Genomic DNA, 12,216 nt, shown 5'->3' with positions numbered 1-12,216 from the left:
CAACGTGTCCTGTAGATGACGGCTATATCACATACAAGTCGACGTACTCATTGACCGGCATCGCTTCGAGCTTTGCCTGGTCCAGCGACACGTCGAGAATCGCTTGTTGCTGCTTTGCCGGGAAGCGGCGGGCGAGGTTGGTCCGGAACTTCTCGACCAGCAGCGGGATGCCGTCCGCGCGGCGTCGCTTGTGGCCGAGCGGGTATTCGACCGCCACTTCGGCAAGTTTCGATCCGTCCGTGAACTCGATCGTCAGCGCATTCGCGATCGATCGCTTGTTCGGATCGTGGTAATCCTTCGTGAACTGCGGATCCTCGACGCACACGGTTTTCGCGCGCAGCGCGTCGATGCGTGGGTCCGCCGCGGCCGAATCTTCATAATCGGCCGCGCTCAGCCGGCCGAACAGCAGCGGCACGGCGACCATGTACTGGATGCAGTGGTCGCGGTCGGCCGGATTGGCGAGCGGGCCCTGCTTGTCGATGATGCGGATCGCGGCCGCATGGGTGCGGATCGTGATCCGGCTGATGTCGTCGGTCGATTTCCCCGCTGCGGCAAGCTGCGCATGCAGTTGCATCGCGGCCTCGGCGGCCGTTTGCGCGTGGAATTCGGCGGGGAACGCGATCTTGAACAGCACGTTCTCCATCACGTACGTGCCGTACGGGCGCTGGAAGCGGAACGGCTGCCCGTCGAACAGCACGTCGTAGAAGCCCCAGGTTTTTGCGGTGAGCACCGACGGGTAGCCCATTTCGCCGGTTTTCGCGATCAGCGCGAGGCGCACCGCGCGGGACGTGGCATCGCCGGCCGCCCACGACTTGCGCGAGCCCGTGTTCGGTGCGTGGCGGTAGGTGCGCAGCGCGTGGCCGTCGACGAACGCGTTGGATACCGCGTTGATCAGCTCGTCGCGTGTGAGCCCGAGCAGCCGGCCGGCGACGGCCGTCGACGCGACCTTCACGAGCAGCACGTGGTCGAGCCCGACCGCATTGAATGAATTCTCGAGTGCGAGGCAGCCCTGGATCTCGTGGGCCTGGATCATCGCGACCAGCACGTCGCGCATGAGCAGCGGCTTCCGGCCGGCCGCGACGGCCGTGCGGGAGAGCCAGTCGGCCGTCGCCAGGATTCCTCCGAGATTGTCGGACGGATGGCCCCATTCGGCGGCGAGCCAGGTGTCGTTGAAGTCCAGCCAGCGGATCATCGCGCCGATGCCGAACGCGGCCTGGACGGGATCGAGCTGGAAGGACGTGCCGGGCACCTTCGCGCCGTTCGGCACGATCGTGCCGGGCACGACGGGGCCGAGCAGCTTGGTGCAGGCAGGGTAGGACAGCGCCTCGAGTCCGCATCCGAGCGTGTCGATCAGGCAATGACACGCCGTCTCCAGCGCGAGCGCGCTGTCGATGCCGGTGTTCAGCACGTAGTCGACGATATCGACGAGTACCGTATCCGGAGCAGGGCGGACGTTGGAGACCGGGGCGGACATCGAGGGGCCGGGGGGAACGCGCTTAGTTCGTTGCCGGCTTCAGCTCGTTCGACTGCGTCGGTGCCGGCGTGCCTTGTGCCATTTCCGGCGTCACGCACTCGTCCGCGAGGCGCTCGCCGCCGTTCGCGTCGGAGAACAGCATCGCCTTGGACGGGATCACGACCAGCTTGAAGCCCGCTGCCGGATCGTAGAACGTGTCGGCGCCCGTCGTCGTGGCCTGACGCGGCAGCTTGTAGTTCTTCTTCGCCCAGTGAACCGTGACGACCTGGTCGCGCTTCATGTCGCCGGCGAGGTCGAACGACAGGCCTTCCTTACAGGTCCACTTGACCGCGCCTTCCGGTACCGTATCGACCTTGGCAGCGGCACGCGCCTGCGCCTTCTTGCTGCGCGGGATGATGCGCTTGGCCGGCGCCGGGCGCTTGGCCGTGGCCTTCTTCGCGGTCGTGGTGGTCGTACCCTGGGCAAACGCGCTCGGAGCCGACACCAGCATCGTGGCGGACAAGGCGCCGATGGCGGTAGCGATCAGGAGTTTCTTCATGGAGTCAGAACCTTTCGATAATCAGTTGACAAGGGCCGGCAATCGAAGCTGCCGGCCGGTTTGAAACTGCACGCGCCCCGAAAGCGCGCAGCGGCCGCTATTTTCACCTATTTGGCCGCGCATACATCAGGTTTTCGGGCTCCGTTACGTTTTTTGTCGTTTCGCAAACCTCTGTCCGGTTCGCGCGTCGGTGAATGCATGAAACTCGTGTATCGGCCGGCGGCGCGCGCTCATCGCGCGTCGCCCGCGGCGGCCGGGCCGAACAGCGGTGCGGCTTCGGCCGGTACGGGCTGGCCGGTGGCCCGCGCGCGGCGCAGCACCGACCAGTAATAGCGGTAGCTCGCGCGATCGTGCAGCGTATCACCGTGGCGCGTCGGGCCCCAGTCGGCGGCTTGCGCGGCGAGCAGGATCTCGGCGGCCAGCACGACCTCGTCGGTGCGCGGCGCGAATGCGTCGACGATCGGGCGGATCTGCGCAGGGTGGATGCTCCACATCCGCGTGAACGCGAATTCGTCGCGCGCGCGGCGTGCATCGGCGGCGACGACGCCCATGTCGCGCACCTCGGTCGTCACGTTGTGCGACGGCGTCTTGCCGTGCGCGTGGCAGGCCGCGGCGATTTCCAGCTTCGCGCGGCGCACGAGCGGGTGTTCGAACTGGCCGGGCGAGCGCATCGCGGCGTCAGGAATCGCGCCGTGGTGCGCGGACACGAAATCCATCAGCCCGAAGCTCAGCGTGCCGACCATCGGCAGCGCGGCGAGGCCGGCCGCCTGCGCGAGCGCGCCGTGCGTCTCGACCAGCACGTCGACCGGGATCGGCTGCGCGATGCCGAGCTCGCGGCGCGTGCCTTCGATGAACGCGGCCATTTCGGCCGCGTCGGCGGCGTTCGCGATCTTCGGGAGCGTGAGGTAGGCGGGCGCGCGCGCGGCGCGCAGCACGATGCGGACATCGTCGCGCCAGTGCGGGTGGGAAAAGTCGTGGATCCGTACGCCGACGCGCCCGAAGCGGTTCTCGGCGCTGCCGAGCAGCTCGGCGACGAGTTCCGCGTGCGCGGCTTCCTGGCCGACGGCCGCGCCGTCCTCGCAGTCGAGCGTGATGTCGAACACGGGGCCCATTTCGGCCTGCAGCGCGAGCGACTTGCGCATCAGCTTCTCGCTGCCCGCGTAGTGATCGCAGCATGGCAGGATCGCGGGCGGGGACGCCCCGTCGTACAGCACTTGTGCAGGAGTGAGCGCGGCCATCTCTTCTACGTCAGGGAAGCGGGTCAACGTGGAGAAAATCGGATTCGGGCGCGTTCTGGGCCGGTGCGCGGTGCGCACGAGGCGGCAAAACGTGCCCGGATCGGATCGGGCGGCAGGGCCGGCGGCGCGCCGGCCCTGCGATGACGGGCTGCCCGGAGGCCGCCCGTCACGGTGCCGAATTTAGTTCTTCAGCAGGTGGGCGACGCCATCGCGCTCTTCGAGCAGCTCGGCCAGCGTGCCGTCCATCTTCTCGCGCGAGAACGCGTCGATTTCCAGGCCTTCGACGCGCTTGTACTCGCCGTTTTCGCAAACGACCGGCACGCCGTAGATGATGTCTTCGGGGATGCCGTACGAGCCGTCCGACGGGATGCCCATCGTGACCCACTTGCCGTTCGTGCCGAGCACCCAGTCACGAACGTGGTCGATCGCCGCGTTGGCTGCCGACGCTGCCGACGACAGGCCGCGCGCTTCGATGATCGCCGCGCCGCGCTTGCCGACGGTCGGGATGAACGTGTCGCGGTTCCACACGTCGTCGTTGATCAGCTTCAGCATCGATTCGCCTTCGGCGGTCGCGAAGCGGAAGTCCGGGTACATCGTCGGCGAGTGGTTGCCCCACACGGCGAGCTTCTCGATCGACGCGACCGGCTTGCCCGACTTGGCGGCGAGCTGCGACAGCGCGCGGTTGTGGTCGAGGCGCAGCATGGCCGTGAAGTTCTTCTTCGGCAGGTCCGGTGCCGACTTCATCGCGATGTACGCGTTCGTGTTCGCCGGGTTGCCGACGACCAGCACCTTCACGTCGCGGCTCGCGACTTCGTTCAGCGCAGCGCCCTGAACCGTGAAGATCTCGGCGTTCGCCGACAGCAGGTCCTTGCGCTCCATGCCCTTCGAGCGCGGACGTGCGCCGACCAGCAGCGCGACGTCGGCATCCTTGAATGCAACCTTCGGATCGTCGGTGATCACGACGCCCGCGAGCAGCGGGAACGCGCAATCGTCGAGTTCCATCACGACGCCTTTGACGGCGGCTTGGGCTTGCGGGAGGTCGAGCAGTTGCAGGATGACCGGCTGGTCCTTGCCGAGCAGGTCGCCGTTCGCGATGCGGAACAGCAGGGAGTAAGCGATTTGACCTGCGGCGCCGGTGACGGCAACGCGCTTTGCGGGCTTAGCCATTGAAAATCTCCAGGACGGGTGAAGCGTTGGACGCTAGCGAAAACGCCATTCTATGCGCGTTGTGCGTAACGTTGCATTGAAGCAGGGCGGAGGACTCGCGATGGCAGACGCGGTGAACCTGGAGACGGCCGTGGCACGTAGCCGGGGACGCGCTTTTGCACCCGCGAACCCTTGCTCGACCGGGAGTGTAGGAGCCGTCACGCGCAAAGTCAAATGGTATCATATGTCTTATATAAGACAGATGTTTTGCGGAAATTGAGTGGACGAAAAAGTGCGGTTTGTGATGAAATGCGCGCCATGACATCGAACCAGGCGAATACCGCGAATCAGACCGGCGCAGGCGGCCCAGGGCAGCCGGGCGCGAGCGATCCCGCACCTTCGCCTGCGGCGTCTCCGTCGCCGACGTTCAGCCCGTTATACCAGCAGATCAAGTCATTGATCACGCAAAGTCTCGAAACCGGCGAATGGAAGCCGGGCGAGATCATCCCGAGCGAAGTGGAGCTCGCGGCCCGTTACAAGGTCAGCCAGGGCACCGTGCGCAAGGCGATCGACGAGCTGGCCGCCGAAAACCTCGTGGTCCGGCGGCAGGGCAAGGGCACTTTTGTTGCAACGCACAACGAGGATCGCGCGCAGTTCCGCTTCCTGCGCCTGCTCGCCGACGACGGTGCCGAGCACCCGCACGTGAGCCGCCTGCTCGAATGCCGGCGCCTGCGTGCGCCGGCCGAGATCGCGCGGCAGCTCGACCTGAAGCCGGCCGATCCCGTCGTGCAGGTGCGCCGCCTGCTGGAGTTCGACAGCGAAGTGACGGTGCTCGACGAGATCTGGCTGCCGGGCGCGATGTTTCGCGGCCTCACGTTCGAGCGGCTGAGCGAGTACAAGGGGCCGCTCTACGCGATGTTCGAGACGGAGTTCGGCACGCGGATGATCCGCGCGACGGAGAAGATCCGTGCGGTCGCGGCGGATCCGGCGGTGGCCGACCTGCTGCACGTGCCCGCGGGTTTTCCGTTGCTGTCGGTCGAGCGCGTGTCCTATACATACGGGGACCGGCCGGTGGAAGTGCGTCGCGGCTGGTATGTCACAACCGGGTACTACTATCAGAATGACTTGAGCTGACGACGGTTCGGTTCAGGCCGAGTGCCTCGCGATTCCCACGCTCGCGAAGCACGTTTCGGGCCGCCTTTGTTCTCGTTCGCGCAATTATCCAGAGCAGACTTTCGCTGCAGCGCGATATAAAAAGGCGCTAAAATCGCGGATTAGTGTGACAACATAGTAGGGGTCTAGCATGACTGACGCAGTAAGAAAACCGAGACCGGAATACCGGAACATCGGATTCGGCGATATCACGATGAAATATCGCATGCCGCTGGCAGCGATTTTGTCGATCCTCCATCGAGTCAGCGGTGCGCTGCTGTTCTTGTTCCTGCCGTTCCTGTTGTTCCTGTTCGACCAGAGCCTGACGTCCGAGCTCAGCTTCGAAGTCTTCAAGGCCTTCCTCTCCAACATCGTCGTCAAGCTGATCGTCCTCGCGTTGTCCTGGGCTTTCTTCCACCATTTCTGCGCCGGCATTCGCCACCTGCTGATGGACGTCAACCACGACGCCGTCACGAAGGAAAGCGGCAAGCGGACGGCAGTCGTCGTCTTTGTCGTCTCGATCGCACTGACGATCGCCATGGCACTCAAACTGTTCGGAGCATTCTAAGAAAATGGCAGCCAATAACCGAATCGGCTCGAAGCGCCTCGTCGTCGGCGCGCACTACGGCCTGCGCGACTGGCTCGCGCAGCGCATCACCGCCACGATCATGGCGGTCTACACGGTCATCCTGCTCGTCCTGTTCTTCGGCGCGCACGACTTCTCGTACGAAGGCTGGGCGTCGATCTTCTCCGCGCAATGGATGAAGCTCGCGACCTTCGTGATGCTGCTTTCCCTCTTCTACCACGCATGGGTCGGCGTGCGCGACATCTGGATGGATTACGTGAAGCCCGTCGGTGTGCGCCTGCTGCTGCAATCGCTGACCATCGTCTGGCTGCTCGCATGTGCGGGCTACGCCGCGCAGATTCTCTGGAGAGTGTAAAGAATGGCTGCAATCAAAACTTCCCTCCCGCGTCGCAAGTTCGACGTCGTGATCGTCGGCGCGGGCGGCTCCGGCTTGCGCGCGGCGCTGCAACTGTCGCGCGCGGGCCTGTCGGTCGGCGTGCTGTCGAAGGTGTTCCCGACGCGTTCGCACACGGTGGCCGCGCAGGGCGGCATCGGCGCGTCGCTCGGCAACATGAGCGAAGACAACTGGCACTTCCACTTCTACGACACGATCAAGGGCTCCGACTGGCTCGGCGACCAGGACGCGATCGAATTCATGTGCCGTGAAGCGCCGAACGTCGTGTACGAGCTCGAGCACTTCGGCATGCCGTTCGACCGCAACGCGGACGGCACGATCTACCAGCGTCCGTTCGGCGGCCACACCGCGAACTACGGCGAGAAGCCGGTCCAGCGCGCTTGCGCGGCCGCCGACCGTACCGGTCACGCGCTGCTGCACACGCTGTACCAGCAGAACGTCGAGGCGAAGACGCAGTTCTTCGTCGAATGGATGGCGCTCGACCTGATCCGCGACGCGGACGGCGACGTGCTCGGCGTGACGGCCCTCGAGATGGAGACGGGTGACGTCTACATCATGGAAGGCAAGACGACGCTGTTCGCGACGGGCGGCGCAGGCCGGATCTTCGCGGCATCGACCAACGCGTTCATCAACACCGGCGACGGCCTCGGCATGGCCGCGCGTTCGGGCATCGCGCTGCAGGACATGGAGTTCTGGCAGTTCCACCCGACCGGCGTGGCCGGCGCGGGCGTGCTGATCACCGAAGGCGTGCGCGGCGAAGGCGGCATCCTGCGCAACGCGAACGGCGAGCGCTTCATGGAGCGCTATGCGCCAACGCTGAAGGATCTGGCGCCGCGTGACTTCGTGTCGCGCTCGATGGACCAGGAAATCAAGGAAGGCCGCGGCGTGGGTCCGAACAAGGATCACGTGCTGCTCGACCTGTCGCACATCGGCGCCGAGACGATCATGAAGCGTCTGCCGTCGATCCGCGAAATCGCGCTGAAGTTCGCGAACGTCGACGCGATCAAGGAACCGATCCCGGTCGTCCCGACGATCCACTACCAGATGGGCGGCATCCCGACCAACATCCACGGTCAGGTCGTCGGCACGTCGCGCGGTCACAAGGATCCGGTCAACGGCTTCTACGCAGTGGGCGAGTGCTCGTGCGTGTCCGTGCACGGCGCGAACCGCCTCGGCACGAACTCGCTGCTGGACCTCGTGGTGTTCGGCCGTGCGGCCGGCAACCACATCGTCGAGCACGTGAAGAACCAGAAGGAACACAAGCCGCTGCCGGCCGACGCGGGCGAATTTTCGCTGGCGCGCCTGAACAAGCTCGAGAAGTCGACGGCGGGCGAATACACGCAGGACGTCGCGAACGACATCCGCTCGACGATGCAAAAGCACGCAGGCGTGTTCCGCACGTCGGAACTGCTGAAGGAAGGCGTCGACCAGATGGCCGACCTGAAGGCGCGCGTGGAAAGCATCCACCTGAAGGACAAGTCGAAGGTGTTCAACACCGCGCGCGTCGAAGCGCTCGAGCTGGAGAACCTGATCGAAGTCGCCCGCGCGACGATGGTGTCGGCGGAAGCGCGCAAGGAAAGCCGCGGCGCGCACGCACACAGCGACTACGAACACCGCGACGACGAGAACTGGCTGCGCCACACGCTGTGGTACAGCGAAGGCGATCGCCTCGACTACAAGCCGGTTCAAATGAAGCCGCTGACGGTCGAATCCGTGCCGCCGAAGCCGCGCACGTTCTAAGCCGAGTCAAAGGAATCCGAAATGGCAAAACGCATTTTTGAAGTCTACCGCTACGATCCGGACAAGGACGCAGCGCCGCGCATGCAGACGTATGAGCTCGAGATCCAGCACGAGCGCATGCTGCTCGACGCACTGGTCAAGCTGAAGGCACTGGACGAGACGCTGTCGTTCCGCCGTTCGTGCCGCGAAGGCGTGTGCGGTTCGGACGCGATGAACATCAACGGCAAGAACGGTCTCGCGTGCCTGACGAACCTGAACGACCTGCCGCAGAAGATCGTGCTGCGTCCGCTGCCGGGCCTGCCCGTCGTGCGCGACCTGATCGTCGACATGACGCACTTCTTCAACCAGTATCACTCGATCAAGCCGTACCTGATCAACGACGCGCCGCCGCCGGAGAAGGAACGCCTCCAGTCGCCGGAAGAGCGCGACGAGCTCGACGGCGTGTACGAGTGCATTCTGTGCGCGAGCTGCTCGACGTCGTGCCCGAGCTTCTGGTGGAACCCGGACAAGTTCGTCGGCCCGGCCGGCCTGCTGCAGGCTTACCGCTTCATCGCGGACAGCCGCGACACGGCCACCGGCGAGCGTCTCGACAACCTGGAAGACCCGTACCGTCTGTTCCGTTGCCATACGATCATGAACTGCGTCGACGTCTGCCCGAAGGGCCTGAACCCGACGAAGGCGATCGGCAAGATCAAGGAACTGATGGTTCGCCGCGCGGTTTAAGGCCGGGTGCAATGAGCGACGATTCGCATCAATCCGACCCGCACCGCCGCGCGCGCCTTCGCTGGCGCGCGCGGCGGGGTCTGCTGGAAAACGACATCATCTTCGAGCGTTTCTTCGGCAGATACGAGCATGACCTCACCGATGCAGACGTAGGCGCGTTGTCGCGCCTGCTCGATCTGAGCGACAACGACCTGATGGACTTGCTCCTCGCGCGCAAGGAACCAGAGGGCGACCTAGACAGCCCGGATATTCACCGGCTGTTGGAGATGCTGCGCAACGTGTAACGCGTTACGCCCGTTATCGAATCCCGTTTCTTTATTTCGATTGAGGATGTGCCATGACTCCGTCTGATGTTAAAGCCACGCTATCGTTCAGCGACAACTCGCCGAGCGTCGAACTGCCGATCTACAAGGGCACGATGGGCCCGGACGTAATCGACATCCGCAAGCTGTACGGCCAGACCGGCAAGTTCACATACGACCCGGGCTTCATGTCGACGGCAGCTTGTAATTCGGCGATCACGTACATCGACGGCGACAAGGGCGAACTGCTGTACCGCGGCTACCCGATCGACAACCTCGCGCAAAACGCGGACTTCCTCGAAAGCTGCTACCTGCTGCTGAAGGGCGAGCTGCCGAACGCGGCGCAGAAGAAGGAATTCGTCGACACCGTCACGAAGCACACGATGGTGCACGAGCAGATGCACTTCTTCTTCCGTGGCTTCCGCCGCGACGCGCACCCGATGGCGATCCTGGTCGCCGCGGTCGGCGCGCTGTCCGCGTTCTACCACGACTCGCTCGACATCAACGACCCGCGTCACCGTGAAGTGTCGGCGATCCGCATGATCGCGAAGCTGCCGACGCTCGTCGCGATGGCGTACAAGTACAGCATCGGCCAGCCGTTCGTGTATCCGAAGAACTCGCTGTCGTACAGCGCGAACTTCATGCACATGATGTTCTCGAACCCGTGCGAAGAGTACAAGGTCAACGACGTGCTCGTCCGCGCACTCGACCGTATCCTGATCCTGCACGCCGACCACGAGCAGAACGCATCGACGTCGACGGTCCGCCTGGCCGGTTCGTCGGGCGCGAACCCGTTCGCATGTATCGCGGCCGGTATCGCATGTCTGTGGGGCCCGGCGCACGGTGGTGCGAACGAAGCCGCGCTGAACATGCTCGAGCAGATCGGTTCGCCGGACAACATCCCCGAATTCATCAAGCAGGTGAAGGACAAGAATTCGGGCGTGAAGCTGATGGGCTTCGGCCACCGCGTGTACAAGAACTACGACCCGCGTGCGAAGCTGATGCGCGAGACGTGCTACGAAGTGCTGAACGAACTGGGCCTGCACGACGACCCGCTGTTCAAGCTCGCGATGCAGCTCGAGAAGATCGCGCTGGAAGACGAATACTTCGTGTCGCGCAAGCTGTACCCGAACGTCGACTTCTACTCGGGCATCGTCCAGCGCGCGCTGGGCATCCCGACGTCGATGTTCACGTGTATCTTCGCGATGGCACGTACGGTCGGCTGGATCGCGCAGTGGAACGAAATGATTGCCGATCCCGAGCAGAAGATCGGCCGTCCGCGCCAGCTGTTCATCGGCGATACGCCGCGCGAAGCGAAGCCGATCAACGCACGTTAAGTCGTGTGCGGCGCGACGGCCGACAGGCCGCTCGCGTCGGGCAATCGCAACGCCACGACACCCCGACGGGTCAGCCCGTCGGGGTGTTTTCATTTGCGCGCAGGATCGGCGCGGCGCTCCAGCGACGGCGGCCGCGTATCGAGCGCCGGCGCATCTTCGTCGGGCGCGTGGCCGTGCTGCAGGAAGAACTGCCGGTACGCGCCGGGCGTCATCCCGCGCGCGACGAGGAACTGGCGGTTGAAGTTCGCGGCATTCGGAATGCCGCAGCGCGCGGCGACCGTCGCGATCGGCCAGTCGGTGCCGACGAGATGGCGGCACGCATGCGCGAGCCGCAGCCTCTGCACGTAGCGACCGACGCTTTCGCCGAGATGCCGGACGAACAGGCGCTGCAGCGTGCGCTCGGACATGTGCGCGGCAGCGGCGAGTGCGTCGATACGCAGCGGTTCGTGGAAGTGCCGGTCGATCGCGTCGAGCACGCGATCGAGGCGCTCGGCTTCGGGCGCGGCCGCATCGGTGTACGGTGTCGTGCCGTCGGGCCCGCCGTACGCATGCGCGGTGGCGAGCGGCTCGCCGTCGGCTTCCGCGAGATCGGCGAGCGTGTCGAGCGCGGCTGCGAGCCGTACGCGCGGCGAAGGGTCGAGCAACTTCGGCAGCCGCGCGCGCATCGTGCGGGCCGTGTCCGCGTCGAAGCACAGGCCCGGTGCCGCGCGCCGCAGCAGCGAGCGCAGCGGCGCGTATTCGGGGCAGCAGTCGGCAAGCCGTCGCACCCAGTCGCCGTCGAACCAGACGACGAGCGCGACTTCGCGCGCATCGCGATCGATGCGCGCGTTCGACGACCAGGTGTGCGGCAGGTTGGGCGGCACGAGCACCAGATCGTCGTCCGCGTAGCGCGCGACGTGATCGCCGATGAAGCGCTGGCCGCGGCTGTTGAGCGTGAGCGTCAGCTCGTATTCGGGATGGCGGTGCCATTCGAACGGGATGCGCGCGTGCTGGCGGTGGTACACGCGGATCGAACAGCCGGGAGCGAACGTCACGTGCTCGTACTGCGGTTTCATCGCGGCCTCCAGGTGGCGCGGGCTGCGCGCCGTGGCATGATCGTCAGCGATCGTTACCACGGAGCGATGCCATGTTTTCACATGTTTGCGTGGGCGTCGGCGATACGACGCGCGCCTACGATTTCTATGCGCCGCTGTTCGCGGAACTCGGGTTGCGCCTGAAGTTCCGCGAACCGGACGGCTGGTCGGGCTGGATGCCGGCCGACGCCGACCGGCCGCTGTTCTTCTTCGGCCAGCCGCTCGACGGCCGCGCACCCGAGCCGGGCAATGGCCACACGATCGCGTTCGACGCACCGACGCGCGCACACGTCGATCGCTGCCACGCGCTCGCGCTGCGGCACGGCGGTACCTGCGAAGGGCCGCCGGGCCTGCGGCCGCATTACCACCGCGACTACTACGGCGCATATTTCCGCGACCCGGACGGCAACAAGCTCTGCGTGGTCTGCCATCGTCCCGAGTAATGCACGGTTGTCAGGATTGTATCGATAGTTGACCGGATAGCGGTGATGGCGGTCGTGCGCCGGCCGTACG

The 12,216-nt window shown here is 65.2% G+C and carries 13 protein-coding genes; 8 read left to right on the top strand and 5 right to left on the bottom strand.

The annotated features are described in order from the left end of the window. Positions 1 to 22: 22 nt before the first annotated feature. The 4 genes from OEJ37_RS17170 to OEJ37_RS17155 form a co-directional block, all read right to left on the bottom strand. Positions 23 to 1,474 (bottom strand): bifunctional 2-methylcitrate dehydratase/aconitate hydratase, encoded by a 1,452-nt coding sequence (locus tag OEJ37_RS17170; RefSeq protein WP_263344959.1) that lies wholly within the window; start codon positions 1,472 to 1,474, stop codon positions 23 to 25. A gap of 22 nt (positions 1,475 to 1,496) precedes the next feature. Then, on the bottom strand, positions 1,497 to 2,012 hold the full coding sequence (locus tag OEJ37_RS17165; RefSeq protein ID WP_174418373.1) for a hypothetical protein: 516 nt from the start codon (positions 2,010 to 2,012) through the stop codon (positions 1,497 to 1,499). 230 nt (positions 2,013 to 2,242) lie between these two features. Continuing rightward, positions 2,243 to 3,250 (bottom strand): HpcH/HpaI aldolase/citrate lyase family protein, encoded by a 1,008-nt coding sequence (locus tag OEJ37_RS17160; RefSeq protein ID WP_263344996.1) that lies wholly within the window; start codon positions 3,248 to 3,250, stop codon positions 2,243 to 2,245. A 180-nt stretch (positions 3,251 to 3,430) separates the two neighbouring features. After that, complete coding sequence (locus OEJ37_RS17155) at positions 3,431 to 4,417, bottom strand: malate dehydrogenase (protein ID WP_034180017.1); 987 nt, start codon at positions 4,415 to 4,417, stop codon at positions 3,431 to 3,433. 288 nt (positions 4,418 to 4,705) lie between these two features. On the opposite strand from OEJ37_RS17155, the gene OEJ37_RS17150 reads away from it, so the two are divergent. The 7 genes from OEJ37_RS17150 to gltA all read left to right on the top strand — a co-directional run bounded on the left by OEJ37_RS17150 (position 4,706) and on the right by gltA (position 10,630). Next, a complete protein-coding gene (locus OEJ37_RS17150) occupies positions 4,706 to 5,530 on the top strand; it encodes a GntR family transcriptional regulator (protein ID WP_174418372.1) in 825 nt (274 codons plus the stop codon). Positions 5,531 to 5,699: 169 nt separating this feature from the next. After that, complete coding sequence (gene sdhC, locus OEJ37_RS17145; protein WP_084908228.1) at positions 5,700 to 6,116, top strand: succinate dehydrogenase, cytochrome b556 subunit; 417 nt, start codon at positions 5,700 to 5,702, stop codon at positions 6,114 to 6,116. A gap of 4 nt (positions 6,117 to 6,120) precedes the next feature. Further along, entirely contained in the window at positions 6,121 to 6,489 is a 369-nt protein-coding gene (gene sdhD, locus OEJ37_RS17140) for a succinate dehydrogenase, hydrophobic membrane anchor protein (protein WP_034180015.1), read from the top strand. Between the two features lie 3 nt (positions 6,490 to 6,492). Next, a complete protein-coding gene (gene sdhA / locus OEJ37_RS17135) occupies positions 6,493 to 8,268 on the top strand; it encodes a succinate dehydrogenase flavoprotein subunit (RefSeq protein ID WP_174418371.1) in 1,776 nt (591 codons plus the stop codon). A 21-nt stretch (positions 8,269 to 8,289) separates the two neighbouring features. Further along, on the top strand, positions 8,290 to 8,991 hold the full coding sequence (locus OEJ37_RS17130; protein ID WP_006479352.1) for a succinate dehydrogenase iron-sulfur subunit: 702 nt from the start codon (positions 8,290 to 8,292) through the stop codon (positions 8,989 to 8,991). A gap of 11 nt (positions 8,992 to 9,002) precedes the next feature. Beyond that, a complete protein-coding gene (locus tag OEJ37_RS17125) occupies positions 9,003 to 9,275 on the top strand; it encodes a succinate dehydrogenase assembly factor 2 (RefSeq protein ID WP_031400668.1) in 273 nt (90 codons plus the stop codon). A 53-nt stretch (positions 9,276 to 9,328) separates the two neighbouring features. Further along, the gene (gltA, locus tag OEJ37_RS17120; RefSeq protein ID WP_014899964.1) at positions 9,329 to 10,630 is read left to right on the top strand and encodes a citrate synthase; all 1,302 of its coding nucleotides are present in this window, start codon (positions 9,329 to 9,331) and stop codon (positions 10,628 to 10,630) included. An 89-nt stretch (positions 10,631 to 10,719) separates the two neighbouring features. On the opposite strand, the gene OEJ37_RS17115 is transcribed toward gltA, so the two are convergent. Beyond that, positions 10,720 to 11,685 carry an AraC family transcriptional regulator gene (locus OEJ37_RS17115; RefSeq protein ID WP_263344956.1) on the bottom strand — a complete coding sequence of 322 codons (966 nt, stop codon included), beginning with the start codon at positions 11,683 to 11,685 and terminating at the stop codon, positions 10,720 to 10,722. Between the two features lie 71 nt (positions 11,686 to 11,756). Between OEJ37_RS17115 and OEJ37_RS17110 the strand changes: the two genes are divergently transcribed. Beyond that, positions 11,757 to 12,146 (top strand): VOC family protein, encoded by a 390-nt coding sequence (locus OEJ37_RS17110; RefSeq protein WP_174418368.1) that lies wholly within the window; start codon positions 11,757 to 11,759, stop codon positions 12,144 to 12,146. The last annotated feature ends 70 nt before the right edge of the window (positions 12,147 to 12,216 follow it).

The sequence above is a fragment of the Burkholderia sp. BKH01 genome (genome assembly GCF_025685725.1).
Classification (GTDB): Bacteria; Pseudomonadota; Gammaproteobacteria; order Burkholderiales; family Burkholderiaceae; genus Burkholderia; species Burkholderia pyrrocinia_C.
The sequence above is the reverse complement of the archived record's forward strand: the minus strand, read 5'-3'. Positions and strand labels throughout refer to the sequence as shown.